The sequence below is a fragment of the Pseudogulbenkiania ferrooxidans 2002 genome (genome assembly GCF_000174355.1).
GTDB classification, from domain to species: Bacteria; Pseudomonadota; Gammaproteobacteria; order Burkholderiales; family Chromobacteriaceae; genus Pseudogulbenkiania; species Pseudogulbenkiania ferrooxidans.
Genome location: NZ_ACIS01000006.1, coordinates 40,249 through 58,472, shown reverse-complemented (window position 1 = coordinate 58,472; position 18,224 = coordinate 40,249). Strand labels below are relative to the sequence as shown.

Genomic DNA, 18,224 nt, shown 5'->3' with positions numbered 1-18,224 from the left:
CACCTTGGCCGATCGAGAGAAGGAACCACCATGAGGATGCTTGGGCAGGGCGGGCCGCGCCTGGCGGCGACGGCACTCGCCCTGCTGCTGACCGCCTGCAACCAGGACACCGGCCACGCCTACCAGGGCTATATCGAGGGCGACTACCTCTACCTCGCCGCCCCCGCCGCCGGCTACCTGCAGACGCTCGACACCGCGCGCGGCAGCCGGGTGCAGCCCGGCAGCGCGCTGTTCGCCATCGCCCCCGACCCGGAACAACAAGGGCTGCAGGAGGCCGAGGCGCGCGTGCAGTCGGCCGAACAGAAGCTGCAGAACCTGCAGGAACCGCGCCGCCCGCCGGAAATCGCCGCGATCGAGGCCCAGCTGCAGTCGGCCGAAGCCGCCCTGCGCCTGACCGCCACCCAGCTGCGCCAGCAACAGGCGCTGGCACGCCAGGGCTTCATCTCGCAGGCCAAGCTCGACGAGGTCACCGCCGCCCACGACCAGGCCGTGGCCCAGGCCGACGCGTTGCGCCAGCAGCTGAAAAGCGCGCAGATCACCCTCGGCCGCCCGCCCGAGGTACGCGGCGCCCGCGCCGAGCTCGAGGCCGCGCGCGCGCAGCAGGAGCAGAAACGCTGGCAAGTCGAGAAGAAGGCGGTGCGCGCCCCGGCCGCGGGTGAGATCGTCGAAACCTACTACCGCCCCGGCGAATGGGTGCCGGCGGGCCAGCCGGTGGCGAGCCTGTTGCCGGACAACCGCCGCCGCCTGCGCTTCTTCGTGCCGGAAAGCGTGGTCGGCACACTGCGCCCGGGCCAGGCGGTGGAAGCACGCTGCGACGGCTGCCCGGCACCGATCCGCGCCACCGTGGCGTTCATCGCCGCGCAGGCCGAGTACACCCCGCCGGTGATCTACAGCCGCGGCAGCCGCGAGAAACTGGTGTTCCGCGTCGAGGCCTACCCGGCGCCGCAGCAGGCCGCCGCGCTGCGTCCGGGGCTGCCGGTGGACGTCAGCCTGGTCGGGAGGTGACATGGAACTCGCCATCGACGTTAGCGGCCTCAACAAGCATTTCGGCGACAAGCACGTGGTGCGCGACCTGTCGCTGCAGGTGCGCGAGGGTGAGATCTACGGCTTTCTCGGCCCCAACGGCAGCGGCAAGACCACCTCGATCCGCATGCTGTGCGGCCTGTTGACGCCGGACAGCGGCAGCGGGCGCTGCCTGGGCTACGACGTGCTGACGCAAAGCGCCGAGATCAAGCGCCAGGTCGGCTACATGACGCAGAAATTCTCGCTGTGGGACGACCTCACCATCGCCGAGAACCTCGACTTCGTGGCGCGCATGTTCGGCATGCGCGGCCGGCGCGAAGCGGTGGACCGCGCCCTGGACGATCTCGGCCTGGCCGGACGCCGCCACCAGCTCGCCGGCACCCTGTCCGGCGGCTGGAAACAACGCCTGGCACTGGCCGCCTGCCTGCTGCACCAACCGCGGCTGCTGCTGCTCGACGAGCCCACCGCCGGCGTCGACCCCAAGGCGCGGCGCGACTTCTGGGAGGAAATCCACCGCCTGTCGGCGAGCGGCATCACCATCCTGGTGTCGACCCACTACATGGACGAAGCCGAGCGCTGCCATCGCCTCGCCTACCTCTCTTACGGCAACCTGCTCGCCGCCGGCACCGCCAGCGAAGTGATCGCGGCGCAGCAGCTGGCCACCTGGGAGCTCAGCGGCCCCGACGTCACCGGCCTGGGGGAGGCGCTGCGGCAGCTGCCGGGTGTGGAACAGGTGGCGAGCTTCGGGGCGCGCCTGCACGTCAGCGGTTCCGACGCCGCCCTGCTGCAGCCCGCGCTAGAGCGCTTCTGCCGCGAGCGCGGGCTGCGTCTGGCGCAGGTCGACTCGACGCTGGAAGACGTCTTCATCCAGCTCATGCGCCACCGCCCCGACCCGTTCGAGGCCGCGTCATGAGGCGCTTTACCGTGTTCCACCTCTCGCTGCAGCGCTGGCTCGGCATCGTCGTCAAGGAATTCATCCAGCTCAAGCGCGACCGGCTGACCTTCGGCATGATCATCGGCATCCCGATCATCCAGCTCTTGCTGTTCGGTTTCGCCATCAACTCCGACCCCAAGCACCTGCCGACCGCGGTGGTGATGGCCGAGGCGAGCCCATTCGCACGCGCCTACCTCGCCGCGATGCGGAACAGCGATTATTTCGACCTGGTAGGCAGCGTCGAGAGCGAGGCGGAGGCGGCGCGCCTGCTCGACCGCGGCGACGTGCAGTTCGTGGTCACCTTCCCGCCAGGCTTCCAGCGCGCGCTGGTGCGCGGCGAGCAGCCGAGCCTGCTGGTCGAGGCCGACGCCACCGACCCGGTGGCGGCAGGCAGCGCCATTTCCGTGCTCAACCACCTCGGCAACGAGGTGTTCACCCCGGACCTGCCCGGCTTCCACCCGCAGGGAAAGCAGCTGATCGAGCTGCGCCTGCACAAGCGCTACAACCCGGAAGGGATCACCGCGTACAACATCGTGCCGGGGCTGATGGGCGTGATCCTGACCATGACCATGGTGCTGATGACCGGGCTCGCCATGACGCGCGAGCGCGAGCGCGGCACCTTCGAGAACCTGCTCGCCACCCCGGCCACACCGCTCGAGGTGATGACCGGCAAGATCGTGCCCTACATCCTGATCGGACTGATCCAGGTGTCGCTGGTGCTGCTGGCGGCGCGCTGGGTGTTCGACGTGCCGATGCTGGGGAGCCTGGTGCTGCTCTATGCCGTGGTGTTGCTGTTCATCTGCGCCAACCTGACGCTCGGCATCACCTTCAGCTCGATCGCGCGCAACCAGCTGCAGGCGATGCAGATGACGTTCTTCTTCTTCCTGCCGTCGATCCTGCTATCGGGCTTCATGTTCCCGTTCCGCGGCATGCCGGAGTGGGCCCAGGTCATCGGCAACTGCCTGCCGCTGACCCATTTCCTGGTGCTGGTGCGCGGCATCCTGCTCAAGGGCAACGACGTGAGCCTGCTATGGCCGCAGGTGTGGCCGATCCTGGCGTTCATGGCGGTCGTGCTGGGGGTGGGGCTGAAAACCTTCCGCCGCACGCTGGATTAGGAGCCGCCGATAAAACGTCGAAGCGTGATGGTTTTACTAAAACCTCGGATTGATACTCAACGACAACATAGCCGATAGCTGGCACAACTGTCTTCCGGAGCTTTGCTGCAACTCATTGAAAGCATCCTGTACGATTTGCAGATCGCGCTGACTGGTAGGCTCATGGCCGATAATGCCTGCAGCCAGCAGGCGTGCAATCACATCACTGGTCAATAAAAAAGTGTCCTTCCCGGCCAAACGTAAAAACCCGGCAGCCGAGCGCCCGCCCAGGCGAGAGCCACGTTTGGCCAGCAAACGCCATAAGCCAACGATGTTGGCACTCGGCCAGTCGGCAATGAACTCGCCAAAACTGCTGCCATGCTCCTGGCGGATATCCAAGATAAGCTGGGCATTGATTGGAATGGTTTTTAGCTTGGTGCGATCACGGATAATCCGGTCATTTTTCATATGACTTTCTATATGTTCCGGACTGAGCAACACCATTAGCTCGGGGGCAAAGCCAGAGAAGGCTTTTTCAAATTCAGGCCACTTGGCATCGACCACCGAGTGTTGCACGCCAGCCTGAAATACCCGCTGGCTCATGGCAGAAAGATAGCGATCATCGCCCTTATGCTTTAGCTCTTCAGGCGTGAGCGCTTTGGGCAGAAAAGCCTCCATGGCCTCGTCAGAGTCAAAACGCTTGCGTACTGTGTCGTACAGCCAGCGATAGTTAAAGACCATGCTTATTTCGTTCTGCTTCAGCATCTAATGCCCCATCTCATTTGATCGTACTTTGTGATACCCATTGCGTGAAGGAAATGGCCTGAAGTGCTCAGGTGGAGGCTTCCTTGTTTTCCCGTGTTTCTTAATCGGGATGGGAACAAGCCTCCCCCCTCCCACGCCACCGTGCGCAATGCCATCTCTACTTTCGGGTGACAATGCTGCCACTTGCGCAAAGCCAAACCGTGCATGAAGCCGATTTGGGGCGGAGGAGACACCCCATCGTTTTATCGGACAGCGTTGTTAACGGCTGGCTTCCCGCGCCGCCACCAACCGCACCAGCGTGATTTCCGACGGCGCGCCGAAGCGTTTCGGCGGCCCCCAGTAGCCGGTGCCGCGGCTGGTATACACCCACAGCGCGTCGAGGCGATGCAGCCCGGCGGTGTACGGCTGCTGCAGGCGCACGAACAGGTTCCACGGCCAGAACTGCCCACCGTGGGTGTGGCCGGAGAGTTGCAGGTCGAAGCCGGCCGCCGCCGCCGCCGGCGCGCTGCGCGGCTGGTGGGCGAGCAGGATGCGCGCACCGGCCGCCTCAGGCGCCCCCTCGAGCGCGGCGTGCGGGTCGCTGCGCTGCGCCGGGTCGAAATGGTGCGCGCCGTAGTCGGTGACGCCCGCCACCACCAGTTCGGCTTCGCCATGGCACAGCACCACGTGCTCGTTTTCCAGCACCCTCAGACCCAGCCGCCGCAGTTCCTCGACCCAGGCGGCGGCGCCGGAGTAGTACTCGTGGTTGCCGGTGACGAAATAGGCGCCGTGCCGTGCCGTGAGCCGGCTCAGCGGCGCGGTATGCGGCGCCAGCTGCTCGACGCTGCCGTCGACCAGGTCGCCCGTCACCGCGACCATGTCGGCCTCGAGCCCGTTCACCGCCGTGACGATCGCCTCCAGGTAGCCGCGCTTGATGGTGGGGCCGACGTGGATGTCGCTGATCTGGGCGATGGTGAAGCCGTCGAGGGCGGGAGGCAGGCCGGCCAGCGGCACCTCGACCTCCACCACGCGGGCGCGGCGGCGTGCGTTGACCAGGCCGACCAGGCTGACCAGCCCCGCCAGCAACGGCACTGCCAGCGCCGAGTCGCGCACCAGCGGCGGCAGCTCTGCCGCCGGCAGCGCCAGGGCGGCAATGCCCAGCACGATGTCGCGCAACAACGTCAGGACCAGCAACGACGAGAACACGCCCATCAGCAGCAAGCCGGCCCACGCCAGGCGGTCGGCCAGCGGCTGGCGTTCGATGCCGCGCGCCATCAGGCCGAGCGGCATCAAGACGCAGGACAACGTCAGCGCCAGCACCCCCAGCCCCCGCCCCTCCGGGCCGAGCGGCAGGTCGGGCAGCAGGCGCACGCCGATATAGGCGTGCAGCAACAGCAGCAGGCTGGACGCCACCACAATGAAACGGCTTGGCCGCATCACGACTCCTCGATTCAGATCATCGCCCCGCGCTGGCGATGAGGCTCGGCAACAGCGCCGCTCGCGCAGGGACCCCAGACGGTTGGACATCGATGCCTTCGGCATGGTTCGCGTCGACACCGTCAACACGAGCCAAGGTTGGCCGAAGCCCGTCCGCCACCGCGGCGGACCAGCCCGGCACGACACGCCATCGACTCAGCTGGAGCAGCTGACGCTGATCTGCTCGGCCCACTCCGGCGGAAAACCGGCGTACGCCTCGAACTCGGGCTGTTCGTCGAACGGTTTTTCCAGGCAGCGCCCCAGACGCTCGATCTCGCTGTAGTCGCGCTCGTCACGCGCCTTGGCGATCGCCGCCTCGGCCAGGTAGTTGCGCAGGATGTACTTGGGATTGACGCGGTTCATGCGCACGGCACGCTCGGCGTCGACGCTGGCCTCCCACGCCAGCCGCTCGCGGTAGCGCCGGGCCCAGGCGTCGAACTGCTCGCGCTCGACGAACAGGTCGCGCACCGGCGCGTTCACGGCGTCGTCCTGGCGGAAACCGGCCAGGCGGCGGAAGAAGATAGTGAAGTCGGTGCGGTGCGCGTGCAGCGTCAGGAACAGGCTGTTGATCAGGTCGGCATCGTCGTCGTGCTCGGCCGTGAGGCCGAGCTTGGCGCGCAGCCGCATCAGGTGCGCCGCCTCGAAGGTGTCGCGGTAGCTGCCGAGCACCGCCACCAGCTCCTCCTCGCTCACCAGCGGCAGCAAGGCCGAGGCCAGGCAGTGCAGGTTCCACAGCCCGATCTGCGGCTGCTGGTTGTAGGCGTAACGCCCGGCATGGTCGGAGTGGTTGCAGATATGCGCGGCGTTGAAGCCGTCGATGAAGCCGAACGGACCGTAGTCGATGGTGAGGCCCAGGATCGACATATTGTCCGAGTTCATCACACCGTGACAGAAGCCCACCGCCTGCCACTGCGCGATCAGTTCGGCGGTACGCCGCGTCACCTCGGCGAACAGCGCCAGATAAGGGTTGGCGGCCTCTTGGCAGGCCGGGTAATGGTGGCGGATGACGTAGTCGGCGAGCACGCGGATTTCGTCATGCATGCCGCGGTGGTAGAACAGCTCGAAGCTGCCGAAACGCAGGAAGCTTTCCGCCACCCGCGTCACCACCGCCGCGGTTTCCGTGGTCTCGCGGTACACCGGCTCATCCGAGCCCATGATCGCCAGCGCCCGCGTGGTGGGGATGCCGAGATGGTGCATCGCCTCGGAGCAGAGGAACTCGCGGATGCTGGAGCGCAGCACCGCGCGCCCGTCGCCCATGCGCGAGAACGGCGTCAGGCCGGCGCCCTTGATCTGCCACTCCATCAGGCGCCCATCCGGCGCCTTGGTATCCCCCAGCAGCAAGGCGCGGCCATCGCCCAGTTGCGGCACGTAGACGCCGAACTGGTGGCCGGAATAGATCGCCGCCACCGGTCGCATATCGGGGCGCAGTGCCGAACCGCTCAGCACGCCGACGGCGTCGGCACCGAGCAGCGACTCGCCGACCACGCCGAGTTCGGCCGCCAGCGGACGGCTGACGGCGACCGGGTAAGGGCCGGGCAAGGGGGTAGGATCGACGCGGCGGTAGAACGCCGGCGGAAGTGTCTGGAAACGTTGGCCGAAGCCGAGTGAGGAAAAGGCGTTCATGCCCCATTCTAAACATTGGGGCGCGCGATAAACACCTGACAAGCAAGAGGGTTTTTGACGCCCCGAGCCGGGCGCGGCGCCCGCGTCAGCGCAGCTTCCAGGCGTGGCGCATATCGTGCGCCGCCTTGACCGTCGCCGACGAAAAGCTGGTCGAAGCGAAATGGCCCACCTGGCGCGACGCCTTCGACAACGCCCCGTACGAGACATCACCCAGTTGCAGCGCCTGGCGCACCACTGCCATGGAAGGGTGCAGGCTGTCGTGCTCCAGCTTGTCGAGCACGGAGCGGTTCAACGCCGCCACCCATTTCTCGGTCACCTGCATCAGGCGATGCTGCGAATCGAACGGCACCTGACTCAGCGACACCCCGGCCAGCAAGGCGCTGTCGAGACGGCGCTGGATCTCGTTCTCGGCCAGGGGGTAGGCCGGTTTCAACACCGCCGACCAGCTCTGGTAGACGTCGCGCTGCGCGTCCAGCCAGCGCCGCTGGCTGGCTTCCAGAGCCTTGAAATAGGCGGCCAGCGTACCGGCCATCAACTGATAGGTCATGCCAGCCTCCCAGGAGGGAATCATCAATGCGGGGACGACGGTGCAAGCTGCCAGACCGCCGCCAGTTCTTCCAGCAATACGTCCAGAATCAGATCGCCGACGCGGTCGGCGGGGTAGACGAACTGCAGCTCGGCCAGCTTGCTGATACCCGGCACGATGGTCACCAGCCCCTTGTCGGCGGCCGCCTGCGCCTCATCGGCACGCGCCAGCGCCAGCCCGACACCGGCACAGACCATGTCGAGGATGGTGTTCACATGGTCGCATTCGGCGACCTTCTTCGGCGAAATGTTCAGTTCCCGCCATACTTCAGAGGTGATCTTGCAAAGACTGGAGAACTGAGAAATCCCGACCCAGGGCAGTTTGCCCAGCTCCTTGGGCACCGTGATGTCGACCCGGCTCTCCCAGCCCTTGGGCATCACGATGACGAAGGGTAATTCGGTCAGCAGTACCGTATTGACGTTGATGTAGGGGTTCTTGCCCAGATAGAAGCCGGCATCCAGCTCCTTCTTGCGCACCAGGTTGAGAATGCCGCCGGTCACGCCGTGCTGCAGGCGCAGGTCGAGCAGCGGGTATTTCTCGGTCAGACGCGCCACCCACGCCCCCAGCTTGAGGATTTCCGGCGTCAGCGACACCCCGATCAGCGCCTTACCGGACAATTGCCCCTTGAGGTGGCGGGCGTGATTGAGGATGTCCTTGGCCGATTCGAGAATCGACTGCGCGCGCGGCAGCAGCTCCTGCCCCGCCCGCGTCAGCATCACGCCGCCGGTGGTGCGCTCGAACAGCGCCATCCCCACCTCCTCCTCCAGCGCCTTGATCTGGGCCGTTACCGCCGGCTGGGACAGGTGCAGCAACTCCGCCGCCTGCGTCAGATGGCCCTGCTGGGCCACCGTGACAAAGGTACGCAACTGATAGATTTCCATTTAGCTCTCGTTCGCAAGCACCGGGCTGTCTGTGTTTTTCTATGGCCCCGACCCGGCGGGGAACCTATTGTTGATCCATCGGAAAGACGAGACAAGCCCCCGTGCGCATCGGCGCAACACCAGGATAACCCCGATTGCAAAATGGCTTAAAGCTATGACAACCATTCCCAGCCCCTTGTTTTCCATGGCCTTTTTTACGCCACACCGTTCCGGCTAATTTCCCCCATCAAAAAAAACGATCACGCCCCTCCCACGAGGCAAACCAAGCATTTGCTCAAGGTTAAGTATTTGTTTTTATTTAATTTTTGCGTCGCAACATCCACTCAACAAATTTTCCTGATCAGAAAAAGCGATTAGCCGCTCTCCAGCGCTCCTCGTAAGGTTGCAACAGCGGTCGACGGATCGCCATCACAAAGGAGGATGCAATGAACGAAGATGTTCTGAAGCGCGTGCAATCCAACCCCAAATTTTTAGAGCTCGTTCACAAGAAGACGAGCCTGGGTTGGACGCTGAGCGCAGTCATGCTGGTGATCTACTACGGATTCATACTGTTGCTGGCGTTTGCCCCGAAAGTGCTCGGTACGCCGCTCAGTGAGGGCAGCGTGACCACCGTGGGCATTCCGATCGGCGTACTGATCATTCTGTCGGCATTTGTTCTGACCGGCGTCTACGTGCGCAAGGCCAACACCGAATTCGACCAACTGAACCAGGAAATCGTTGAGGAGGCAAAACAATGAAAAAACCCCTGACCACCCTGGCCTTGGCCGGCCTCGCGCTGGCGCCGGCACTAGCGTTTGCCAGTGGCGCCATCGAAGGCGACGTACAGAAGCAGGCGACCAACTGGCACGCCATCATCATGTTCTTCCTGTTCGTTGCGTTCACCATGGGGATCACCTACTGGGCTGCTCGCCGCACCCGCTCCGCCAGCGATTTCTACACCGCCGGCGGCGGCATCAGCGGCTTCCAGAACGGCCTGGCGATCGCCGGCGACTACATGTCCGCCGCCTCCTTCCTCGGTATTTCCGCCATGGTGTTCGACAAGGGCTTCGATGGCCTGATCTACTCCATCGGCTTCCTGGTGGGCTGGCCGGTGATCCTGTTCCTGGTCGCCGAACGCCTGCGCAACCTCGGCAAGTTCACCTTCGCCGACGTCGCCTCCTATCGCCTGCAGCAGATGCCGGTACGTACCTTCGCCGCCACCGGCACGCTGGTCGTGGTGGCGCTGTACCTGATCGCGCAGATGGTCGGTGCCGGTAAGCTGATCCAGCTGCTGTTCGGCATGAGCTACTCGTCCGCCGTAGTACTGGTCGGCGTGCTGATGGTGCTGTACGTGACCTTCGGCGGCATGTTGGCCACCACCTGGGTGCAGATCATCAAGGCCGTCATCCTGCTGTGCGGCGCCACCTTCATGGCGTTCATGGTGATGTCCTCGGTCGGTTTCAGCCCTGAAGCACTGTTCCAGAAAGCCACGGCAATCCACGCCAAGGGCATCGCCATCATGTCTCCGGGTAAGGCCGACCCGATCGACTCGATCTCGCTGGGTCTCGCCCTGATGTTCGGTACCGCTGGCCTGCCGCACATCCTGATGCGCTTCTTCACCGTGTCCGACGCCAAGGAAGCCCGCAAGTCGGTGTTCTTCGCCACCGGTTTCATCGGCTACTTCTACATCCTGACCTTCATCATCGGTTTTGGCGCCATCATGCTGGTACTCAACCAGCCGCACTTCATGGAAACCATCGTGAAGAACGGCAAGGAAGTGACCCAGCTGGTGGGCGGCTCCAACATGGCAGCCATCCACCTGGCCAACGCCGTGGGCGGTGACCTGTTCCTGGGCTTCATCTCGGCGGTCGCCTTCGCCACCATTCTGGCAGTGGTAGCCGGCCTGGCCCTGTCCGGTGCCTCGGCGGTATCGCACGACCTGTACGCCTCGGTGATCAAGAAGGGCAAGGCCAACGAAGCCGACGAAATCCGCGTCTCCAAGATCACCACCGTGGTCCTGGGCGTGGTCGCCATCGTGCTGGGCCTCTTGTTCGAGAAGCAGAACATCGCCTTCATGGTCGGCCTGGCGTTCTCGATCGCCGCTTCGGCCAACTTCCCGATCCTGTTCCTGTCGATGTTCTGGAAGGGTCTGACCACCCGCGGCGCGGTGATCGGCGGCTTTATCGGTCTGATCTCGGCGGTGCTGCTGATCGTGTTGGGCCCGGCAGTGTGGGTCGACGTGATGAAGCACGAAGCCGCCATCTTCCCGTACAAGAACCCGGCCATCTTCTCGATGCCCCTGGCCTTCGCCTTCACCTGGCTGTTCTCGGTGCTGGATAACTCGAAGCAGGCCAGCGAAGAAAAAGCCAAGTTCGACGCCCAGTACGTCCGTGCCATGACCGGCATCGGCGCCACCGGTGCGTCCAAGCATTAATCTGCAACTCATGCCCGCCGCACCCGCCAGGGTGCGGCATCCGGCACGCTACAAGGAGAACACAATGTCCACCCTCGAATCGATCCTGAAAGAAACCCGCAGCTTCCCGCCCTCCGACGACTTCCGTCGCAAGGCCGGCATTTCCGGCATGGAAGCCTACAACGCGCTGTGCGAGCAGGCTGACGATCATTACCTGTCGTTCTGGGGGGACTTGGCTCGCGAACAGATCACCTGGAAGAAGCCGTTCTCACGCGTGCTCGACGACAGCAACGCCCCGTTCTTCAAATGGTTCGACGACGGCGTGCTGAACGTTTCCTACAACTGCCTCGACCGCCATCTGCCGCTCAATGCCAACAAGATCGCGCTGATTTTCGAAGCGGATGACGGCGAAGTCACCCGCGTCACCTACGCCGAACTGCACCGCCGCGTCTGCCAGTTTGCCAACGGCCTGAAGAGCCTCGGCATCGAGAAGGGCGACCGCGTGGTGATCTACATGCCGATGGTGATCGAAGCCATCGTCGCCATGCAGGCCTGCGCCCGCATCGGCGCCATCCACTCCGTGGTGTTCGGCGGCTTCTCCGCCGGCGCCGTGAAGGACCGTATCGAAGATGCCGGCGCCAAGGCCGTCATCACCGCCAACGAAGGCCTGCGCGGCGGCAAGACCGTTCCGCTCAAGGCCACCGTCGACGAAGCGCTGGCCATGGAAGGCACCTCCAGCGTCAAGAACGTCATCGTCTACCAGCGCACCAACGGCGGCGCCAACTGGACCGAAGGCCGCGACGTCTGGTGGCACAAGCTGGTCGAAGGCCAATCCGAGGCCTGCGAACCGGAATGGATGAACGCGGAAGACCCGCTCTTCATCCTCTACACCTCCGGCTCCACCGGCAAGCCGAAAGGCATCCAGCACAGCACCGCCGGCTACCTGCTGGGCGCGGCCAACAGCTTCCGCTGGGTGTTCGACTACAAACCCAACGACGTATTCTGGTGCACCGCCGACGTGGGCTGGATCACCGGCCACTCCTACATCTGCTACGGCCCGCTCGCCAACGGCGCCACCCAGGTCGTGTTCGAAGGCGTGCCGACCTACCCGGATGCCAGCCGCTTCTGGAGCATGATCGAGAAGCACAAGGTCACCACTTTCTACACCGCGCCGACCGCCATCCGCTCGCTGATCAAGCTGGGTGCCGATCTGCCGAAACAGCACGACCTCTCCAGCCTGCGCCTGTTGGGCACCGTGGGCGAGCCGATCAACCCGGAAGCCTGGATGTGGTACTACGAAGTGGTCGGCGGCAGCCGCTGCCCGATCGTCGATACCTGGTGGCAGACCGAAACCGGTTCGGTGATGATCGCCCCGACCCCGGGCGCCGTACCGACCAAGCCGGGCTCGTGCACCCTGCCGCTGCCGGGCATCATGGCTGACATCGTCGACGAATCCGGCGCCCAGGTAGAACCGGGCCGCGGTGGCTTCCTCGTCATCAAGAAGCCGTTCCCGAGCCTGGTGCGCACCATCTGGAACGACCCGGAGCGCTTCAAGAAGACCTACTTCCCGGAAGAGTTCAACGGCCAGTACTACCTCGCCGGCGACTCCGCCAACCGTGACGAGAACGGCTACTTCTGGATCATGGGCCGTATCGACGACGTGCTGAACGTCTCCGGCCACCGTCTGGGCACCATGGAAATCGAATCGGCGCTGGTTGCCAACCCGCTGGTGGCCGAAGCCGCCGTGGTCGGCAAGCCGCACGAGGTGAAAGGCGAAGCCGTGGTGGCCTTCGTGGTCCTGAAGGGCGCCCGCCCGGAAGGCGACGAAGCCAAGAAGGTCGCCGCCGAACTGAAGAGCTGGGTGGCCCACGAAATCGGCAAGATCGCCCAGCCGGACGATATCCGCTTCGGCGAGAACCTGCCCAAGACCCGCTCCGGCAAGATAATGCGCCGCCTGCTGCGCTCGCTGGCGCGGGGCGAAGAAATCGTGCAGGACGTCTCCACGCTGGAGAACCCGCAGATCCTCGGCCAGCTGAAGGAAACCGTGTCTTGATACCAACTACCTGTTCCTGATGTATCTGTCTGTGTGAAACAGGACTTTGCCCGGCACCCGCCGGGCTTTTTTTTGCGCACCCCGCTCGCCCCCCTTTCCCCTAAACGTCAGGCGTGAGCTTCGGCCAACCCCTGTGCCGGCCTGGCCGCGCGCGGGTCATTCACCGTTGGCCTCCCGGCCAACGGCATAGCGTCACCGGGCCCGACGAACGCGGGCGCCCTCTTCGGCCACTGTCAGCCGCCCAAACAGGGGAAATCCGCCCTCGTTGCGGCGACCTTGGCGCACGGCAACGCTACACCTTGTGCGTCGACAGCAGGATGCTGGTCTCGGTCGACGCGATGCCGGGAATCAGCCTGATGCGCCCGAGCACGCGGTCGAACTGCTCCAGGGTATCGGCGCGCAGTTCGGTCACGATGTCCCAACGCCCGTTGGTCGAATGCAGGGTCTGCACGTTGGGATCGCCGCGCAGTGCCTGCAGCACCGACGGCGCCTTGTTGCCCTCGACGGCAATGCCCATCCACGCCCTGATACGATGGGTTTCCGCCTCCGGCTTGAGCCGGACGGTGTAACCCACGATCACCCCCGTCTCCTCCAGCTTGTTGATCCGGCTCTGCACCGTCGCCCGCGACACCCTCAGCTTTTCCGCCAGCGTCGTCACCGACATGCGCGCATCGTCCCTCAGCAAGGCCAGCAACTGTCGATCCGTGTCATTCATTGTCAAAACGCCAATTCAATATATCAATTTGCAAAATATAGTGAGAATTTGCGAAGTTTGCCAACTTTTTGCCAACAAGGCAGCGGTCCACAATAGCGGCAAAACCGAGATCGACATTGCTCGTGAGCCGCCAACGATGTCGACCCGAGACCATAAAAATGGCCCCTTACTCCCCCCTCCAGCAAGGACGATTAAGCAGCATGCAAACCACCAGCACGATTCTGATGATCCGCCCGGCGCGATTCCTGTCCAATCCGCAAACGTCGCCCTCGAACGCCTTTCAGAAATCGGACATCGACCACCAGGAAGCGCAGCAAAACGCGCTCGCCGAATTCGATGCCTACGTGGGTGAGTTGCGCCGCTGCGGCGTCGACGTGCTGGTCATCGACGACACGGTGGAGCCGCACACGCCCGATTCGATCTTCCCCAACAACTGGATCAGCCTGCACGCCGACGGCAAGGTGCTGCTCTACCCGATGGAAGCGCCCAACCGTCGCCTGGAGCGCAACAACAAGGTCCTGGAAAAGATCAAGCATGTATTCGCCGTCGAGGAAGTCATCGATCTGAGCGGCTTCGAGAGGGTCGGGCAGTACCACGAAGGCACCGGCACCATGATTTTCGACCACGACCAGAAAATGACCTACGTCTGCTTCTCGTCGCGCAGCAGCGAGAACGTAATGAAGGCGGTTTCGGAAACCATCGGTTACCAGTCGTTCTGGTTTCACTCGGTCGACCGTCACGGCAAGCCGATCTACCACACCAACGTGATGATGTGCGTGGGCAAGACGCTCGCCGTCGTATGCCTGGAATCGATCCGGGATTGGAACGAACGAGACGCCCTGATACAGGCCCTGACCGACAGCGGCAAAGAGATCATCGATATTTCCTACGATCAGCTAGAGCACTTCGCCGGCAACATGATCGAACTCTCCTCCCGCAACGGCGAACCGGTGTTCGCCCTGTCGCGCCAGGCCTGGTCCTCGCTGACGCCAGAGCAACAAACCGCCATTTCGTCTTACGCCAGGGTCGCTCTCGCCCCGATCGACACCATCGAGCGGCTGGGCGGCGGCGGCGCGCGCTGCATGGTCGCGGAGATTTTCCTGCCTCGCCGCGCCCGCTGATATTTCACATCAGGGCTAGCTCGGGGCGCAGGACCACCCCGAGACGGTATTCCAAGCGTCAGGAGCGAGCGCCTGCCGCCGTTTCCGAAGGGAAATCTCGAAGCAGGACGTCGCGGCCCCAGCGGAAGCGTCGGCGGGAGCATGAGGTGAAGCGCCCTCTTCACTCCGCCCCCAAGGCTGAACGGGAAGCCCACCGAGAGCGCGCGGGCATCACGCCACGCTCACCCCGCGCGCGGCGCCAGGCGATTCGGCATAGCCCGCCTCTGCTTCCACTCGCGTGCGCTCCACTGGTACACGCCCGAGCCGCCCAGCAGGGCCAACCCCAGGCCGGTCACCAGCATCAACACGCGGTGCGGCAGGCCACCGACCGAGCCGACGTGAAAGGCGAACACCCAGGTAGTCAGGCGGATCCCCGGCTCGGCCTGGTCGACCGGACGCACCGTCAACACCTCGCCGCGGTACGGGTCGACCTCGACCATGCTGCGCCCGTTGGGCTGAATCTCACCCGGCAGGCGCTTGCGCAGCACCACCGGCTTGTCGGCCTTGGCATCGACACGCACGTCCACCAGCCGGCCGCCGGGCAGCGCCGCGTTGCCCTTGGCCACCAGCAGGTCGAGCGGCAGCCGTGCTTCGCCCGGCACGACCTTGGCGCTCCTGGCCGGCTTGGCACCGTAGAGCGCGTTGATCCAGCCGTTGATGGGCTTGGAGAACACCAGCAGCACGCCGGTCAGCGCGCTGATCAAGAGCACCACCGACAAGGCCGTACCGGCGACGCGGTGCAGATCGGCCACCAGAATGCGCACCCCCTTGTCGGTGCGCACGCGCCACGCCCGCTTCCAGTCCTTGGGCCACCAGTAGATCAGACCGCTGATCACCATCAGCAGCAGGCCGATGCCGATGATGCCGACCAGCGTTTCGCCGGCGTCGTCCATCAGCAGCATTTCGTGCAGTTCCCGCAGCCAGCTGAACAGCCCCTCGCCGGGAGCACTATCGCTCACCACCTCGGCCGTCACCGGGTCGAGCCACAGCAAGCGCTCCTCGCCGGCGCCACGGATGCGCACCAGCACTGGTTCGGCCAACGTTTCGCCGAAGCGCAGGTTGACGCTGCCACCTGGATGGCGCGATTCCGCAGCCTGGTACAGCGCCTGGTAGCCGACGAACGGCCCGTTCACCGCCACCGGCCGCTCACCGCTGAGCGTCGACAGCTCTTTCTTGAACACCAGCAGGCCACCGCTCAGGCCCAGTATCAGCGCGCCCAGCGCACAGGCGAGCCCCAGGTAGCGGTGCAGCAGGATGATTCCTCGTTTCATGGTGTGTCCTTGTCGGCCCCGGCGCCAGGCCGGGCCTATTGGCGTGAGGCAAAACGACAATTATAATGAGAATCTTTATCATTAACTAGCCGAACCACACCATTCTCGGCCAAGTCCTGCCGACCGTTTCCGCCCCGAGCCCCCGCAACAATGAAGAAAACCGATACCTCGCTCCTGGCACTGAGCCTCGTCCTTGCCGCCCCCGCCTACGCCAGCCAGAACGACACCACCGAACTTGCCGTGGTCGAAGTCAGCGCCGCCCCCCCCGCCGGCAACGACTATCAACCTCGCATCAGCAGCAGCGCCACGCGCAGCCCGGCGCCGCTGATCGAGACCCCGCAGGCACTTAACGTGGTGCCTCACCAGGTGCTGCAAGACCAGCAGGTCACCTCGCTCGACGAAGCGCTCGCCAACGTCAGCGGCGTGGCCCAGACCAACACCCTAGCCAACACCTGGGACAGCTTCATCCGGCGCGGTTTCGGCAGCCGTGCCGACGGCTCCATCCTGCGCGACGGCGTGCGCTCCACCCTGCCGCGCAACTTCAGCGCCACCACCGAGCAGGTCGAGGTCCTCAAAGGCCCGGCCTCGCTGCTGTACGGCATCCAGGAACCGGGCGGCATCATCAACGTCATCACCAAGAAACCGCAGTACCAGCAGGCCGGCAGCGTGACGCTGACCAGCAGCAGCTTCGGTGGCGGCAGCGGCAGCCTCGATCTGACCGGGCCGATCGGCGACAGCGTCTTGGCCTACCGCCTGATCGGCGAGTTGGAGGAAACCGACTACTGGCGCAACTTCGGCACCACCCGGCGCAAGCTGATCGCCCCGTCGCTGGCCTGGCGCGACGGCAGCACCCGCGCCCGCGTCGCTTACGAATACCTGGATTATTCGGTGCCCTACGACCGCGGCACCGTGTTCAGCAACGGCCAGCCCATCGCCATCCCGCGCGAACGCCGCCTCGACGAAGCGTGGAACGTGGCGCAAGGCACGGCGCAGAGCGTGACCGCCGAAATCGAGCACGATCTCGACGACAGCTGGCGCGCACGTTTCAACGCCGGCTGGAACAACCACCGCTACAGCGACAACCAGGCGCGCCCGGTCTCCTATAACGCCAGCCCCGGCATCCTGCGGCGCAGCGCCGACGGCAACCGCGCCTTCGACGACACCAATCTGCTGGCTTCGGCCAACCTGTTGGGCGACGTGAACTGGCTGGGGATGCGCCACGAACTGCTGTTCGGCGTGGACCTGGAGCAAAACCGCCAGAGCAAGGGCGACGCGCTGCGCGGCAGCGCCGTCGGCGGCTTCAACGTGTTCGACCCGGACTATGGCCAGCTCGCCTACCCGAGCACGGTCAGCGCCAGCAAGAGCGACGTGCGCAGCAAGGTCGAGACCGAGGCCGTGCTGGTGAAGGATTCACTGCATCTGAACGAGCAGTGGATCGCCGTCGGCGGCCTGCGCTACCAGCACTACCGCCAGAGCGATGGCGCCGGCCGACCGTTCACCATCACTGGCGAAGCGAGCGGCAACGTGGCCCTGCCGCAGGCCAGCGTGGTCTATCGTGTGACGACGGCCGTGTCGCTGTACGCCAACTACAGCGAGTCGTTCAAACCGAACAGCTCGGTGAGCGAAGGCGGGCCCTTTGAGCCGGAACGTGGCGTGGTGCACGAAGGCGGGGTCAAGCTGGAGACCGAGTGCGTCTCGGCCACCGCCGCGCTCTATCACATCGTCAAGCGCAATGTGCTGGTAACCGAGAACGACGTCTCGCGCGCGGTCGGCAAGGTACGCTCGCAGGGCGTCGAACTCGACGTCAGCGGCAAGCTCACGCGCCAGTTGAGCGCCATCGGCAGCTACGCCTACACCGACGCCGAGGTGCTGGACGACCAGGCCGCCTACGTCGGCAAGCAACTGTTCAACGTCGCCCGCCACACCGCCTCGGCCTTCCTCGCCTACGACTTCACACCGGCCGGCAACGGCGACCGCTGGCGTGTCGGCGGCGGCACACGCTACGTCGGCAAGCGCCAGGGCGACGCACTCAACAGCTTCGCGCTCGACGCCTACACCGTGGCCGACGCCTTCGTCGCCTGGCAGACCCGCCTGGGTGGCAACAGGCTCGACGTGCAGCTCAACGTCAAGAACCTGTTCGACAAGACCTATTACACCTCGACCAGCGGCAGCAACCTGCAAGTCAACGTCGGCGAACCGCGCGAGGTGGTGCTGCAGACCAAGCTGTCGTTCTGACCGGCGGGAGGGTGAGCCGCGCGCCGACCATCACAGC

At 64.7% G+C, this 18,224-nt stretch carries 15 protein-coding genes; 8 read left to right on the top strand and 7 right to left on the bottom strand.

Annotated elements, in window-relative coordinates; genetic code table 11:
* Nucleotides 1-30: 30 nt before the first annotated feature.
* From FURADRAFT_RS11375 to FURADRAFT_RS11365, 3 genes are read left to right on the top strand one after another with little or no spacing between them, the layout of a single operon-like run.
* Nucleotides 31-1,005 (top strand): HlyD family secretion protein, encoded by a 975-nt coding sequence (locus FURADRAFT_RS11375; protein ID WP_008954301.1) that lies wholly within the window; start codon nucleotides 31-33, stop codon nucleotides 1,003-1,005.
* A 1-nt stretch (nucleotide 1,006) separates the two neighbouring features.
* Nucleotides 1,007-1,936, top strand: a complete 930-nt coding sequence (locus FURADRAFT_RS11370; protein WP_008954300.1) for an ABC transporter ATP-binding protein — start codon at nucleotides 1,007-1,009, stop codon at nucleotides 1,934-1,936.
* A complete protein-coding gene (locus FURADRAFT_RS11365; RefSeq protein WP_008954299.1) occupies nucleotides 1,933-3,072 on the top strand; it encodes an ABC transporter permease in 1,140 nt (379 codons plus the stop codon). The genes FURADRAFT_RS11370 and FURADRAFT_RS11365 overlap by 4 nt, the downstream gene beginning before the upstream one ends.
* A gap of 36 nt (nucleotides 3,073-3,108) precedes the next feature.
* Here FURADRAFT_RS11365 and FURADRAFT_RS11360 read toward each other — a convergent pair whose 3' ends face one another.
* The 5 genes from FURADRAFT_RS11360 to FURADRAFT_RS11340 all read right to left on the bottom strand — a co-directional run bounded on the left by FURADRAFT_RS11360 (nucleotide 3,109) and on the right by FURADRAFT_RS11340 (nucleotide 8,361).
* The gene (locus FURADRAFT_RS11360) at nucleotides 3,109-3,816 is read right to left on the bottom strand and encodes a DNA-3-methyladenine glycosylase I (RefSeq protein ID WP_008954298.1); all 708 of its coding nucleotides are present in this window, start codon (nucleotides 3,814-3,816) and stop codon (nucleotides 3,109-3,111) included.
* A 258-nt stretch (nucleotides 3,817-4,074) separates the two neighbouring features.
* Complete coding sequence (locus FURADRAFT_RS11355) at nucleotides 4,075-5,232, bottom strand: metallophosphoesterase (protein ID WP_008954297.1); 1,158 nt, start codon at nucleotides 5,230-5,232, stop codon at nucleotides 4,075-4,077.
* A gap of 195 nt (nucleotides 5,233-5,427) precedes the next feature.
* Nucleotides 5,428-6,894 (bottom strand): protein adenylyltransferase SelO, encoded by a 1,467-nt coding sequence (locus FURADRAFT_RS11350; protein ID WP_008954296.1) that lies wholly within the window; start codon nucleotides 6,892-6,894, stop codon nucleotides 5,428-5,430.
* A gap of 85 nt (nucleotides 6,895-6,979) precedes the next feature.
* Nucleotides 6,980-7,441 (bottom strand): hypothetical protein, encoded by a 462-nt coding sequence (locus tag FURADRAFT_RS11345; protein WP_008954295.1) that lies wholly within the window; start codon nucleotides 7,439-7,441, stop codon nucleotides 6,980-6,982.
* Between the two features lie 23 nt (nucleotides 7,442-7,464).
* Nucleotides 7,465-8,361, bottom strand: coding sequence for a LysR family transcriptional regulator (locus tag FURADRAFT_RS11340; protein WP_008954294.1), 897 nt, complete (start codon nucleotides 8,359-8,361; stop codon nucleotides 7,465-7,467).
* A 425-nt stretch (nucleotides 8,362-8,786) separates the two neighbouring features.
* On the opposite strand from FURADRAFT_RS11340, the gene FURADRAFT_RS11335 reads away from it, so the two are divergent.
* The 3 genes from FURADRAFT_RS11335 (at nucleotide 8,787) to acs (ending at nucleotide 12,806) form a co-directional block, all read left to right on the top strand.
* A complete protein-coding gene (locus tag FURADRAFT_RS11335) occupies nucleotides 8,787-9,098 on the top strand; it encodes a DUF485 domain-containing protein (RefSeq protein WP_008954293.1) in 312 nt (103 codons plus the stop codon).
* Nucleotides 9,095-10,774: a cation acetate symporter gene (locus tag FURADRAFT_RS11330; protein WP_008954292.1), complete on the top strand. Its 1,680-nt coding sequence runs from the start codon at nucleotides 9,095-9,097 to the stop codon at nucleotides 10,772-10,774. Before FURADRAFT_RS11335 ends, FURADRAFT_RS11330 begins: the two co-directional genes overlap by 4 nt.
* Nucleotides 10,775-10,838: 64 nt before the next feature.
* On the top strand, nucleotides 10,839-12,806 hold the full coding sequence (acs, locus tag FURADRAFT_RS11325; RefSeq protein ID WP_008954291.1) for an acetate--CoA ligase: 1,968 nt from the start codon (nucleotides 10,839-10,841) through the stop codon (nucleotides 12,804-12,806).
* A 292-nt stretch (nucleotides 12,807-13,098) separates the two neighbouring features.
* Here acs and FURADRAFT_RS11320 read toward each other — a convergent pair whose 3' ends face one another.
* Complete coding sequence (locus tag FURADRAFT_RS11320) at nucleotides 13,099-13,521, bottom strand: Lrp/AsnC family transcriptional regulator (protein ID WP_008954290.1); 423 nt, start codon at nucleotides 13,519-13,521, stop codon at nucleotides 13,099-13,101.
* 200 nt (nucleotides 13,522-13,721) lie between these two features.
* Here FURADRAFT_RS11320 and ctlX point away from each other — a divergent pair, with 200 nt between their 5' ends.
* The gene (gene ctlX / locus FURADRAFT_RS11315) at nucleotides 13,722-14,642 is read left to right on the top strand and encodes a citrulline utilization hydrolase CtlX (RefSeq protein ID WP_008954289.1); all 921 of its coding nucleotides are present in this window, start codon (nucleotides 13,722-13,724) and stop codon (nucleotides 14,640-14,642) included.
* A 221-nt stretch (nucleotides 14,643-14,863) separates the two neighbouring features.
* Here the strand turns inward: ctlX and FURADRAFT_RS11310 are convergent, their stop codons facing one another.
* Nucleotides 14,864-15,952, bottom strand: coding sequence for a PepSY-associated TM helix domain-containing protein (locus FURADRAFT_RS11310; RefSeq protein WP_008954288.1), 1,089 nt, complete (start codon nucleotides 15,950-15,952; stop codon nucleotides 14,864-14,866).
* Nucleotides 15,953-16,102: 150 nt separating this feature from the next.
* Between FURADRAFT_RS11310 and FURADRAFT_RS11305 the strand changes: the two genes are divergently transcribed.
* Entirely contained in the window at nucleotides 16,103-18,187 is a 2,085-nt protein-coding gene (locus FURADRAFT_RS11305; protein ID WP_008954287.1) for a TonB-dependent siderophore receptor, read from the top strand.
* Nucleotides 18,188-18,224 lie beyond the last annotated feature (37 nt).

Excerpts from the sequence above, each read along its gene's own strand:
- FURADRAFT_RS11370 (WP_008954300.1), top strand. The coding sequence starts at position 1,007 with ATGGAACTCGCCATCGACGTTAGCGGCCTCAACAAGCATTTCGGCGAC.
- FURADRAFT_RS11375 (WP_008954301.1), top strand. The coding sequence starts at position 31 with ATGAGGATGCTTGGGCAGGGCGGGCCGCGCCTGGCGGCGACGGCACTC.
- FURADRAFT_RS11340 (WP_008954294.1), bottom strand. The coding sequence starts at position 8,361 with ATGGAAATCTATCAGTTGCGTACCTTTGTCACGGTGGCCCAGCAGGGC.
- FURADRAFT_RS11310 (WP_008954288.1), bottom strand. The coding sequence starts at position 15,952 with ATGAAACGAGGAATCATCCTGCTGCACCGCTACCTGGGGCTCGCCTGT.
- acs (WP_008954291.1), top strand. The coding sequence starts at position 10,839 with ATGTCCACCCTCGAATCGATCCTGAAAGAAACCCGCAGCTTCCCGCCC.
- FURADRAFT_RS11330 (WP_008954292.1), top strand. The coding sequence starts at position 9,095 with ATGAAAAAACCCCTGACCACCCTGGCCTTGGCCGGCCTCGCGCTGGCG.
- FURADRAFT_RS11355 (WP_008954297.1), bottom strand. The coding sequence starts at position 5,232 with ATGCGGCCAAGCCGTTTCATTGTGGTGGCGTCCAGCCTGCTGCTGTTG.
- FURADRAFT_RS11360 (WP_008954298.1), bottom strand. The coding sequence starts at position 3,816 with ATGCTGAAGCAGAACGAAATAAGCATGGTCTTTAACTATCGCTGGCTG.
- FURADRAFT_RS11345 (WP_008954295.1), bottom strand. The coding sequence starts at position 7,441 with ATGACCTATCAGTTGATGGCCGGTACGCTGGCCGCCTATTTCAAGGCT.
- FURADRAFT_RS11350 (WP_008954296.1), bottom strand. The coding sequence starts at position 6,894 with ATGAACGCCTTTTCCTCACTCGGCTTCGGCCAACGTTTCCAGACACTT.
- FURADRAFT_RS11305 (WP_008954287.1), top strand. The coding sequence starts at position 16,103 with ATGAAGAAAACCGATACCTCGCTCCTGGCACTGAGCCTCGTCCTTGCC.
- FURADRAFT_RS11365 (WP_008954299.1), top strand. The coding sequence starts at position 1,933 with ATGAGGCGCTTTACCGTGTTCCACCTCTCGCTGCAGCGCTGGCTCGGC.
- ctlX (WP_008954289.1), top strand. The coding sequence starts at position 13,722 with ATGCAAACCACCAGCACGATTCTGATGATCCGCCCGGCGCGATTCCTG.
- FURADRAFT_RS11320 (WP_008954290.1), bottom strand. The coding sequence starts at position 13,521 with ATGAATGACACGGATCGACAGTTGCTGGCCTTGCTGAGGGACGATGCG.
- FURADRAFT_RS11335 (WP_008954293.1), top strand. The coding sequence starts at position 8,787 with ATGAACGAAGATGTTCTGAAGCGCGTGCAATCCAACCCCAAATTTTTA.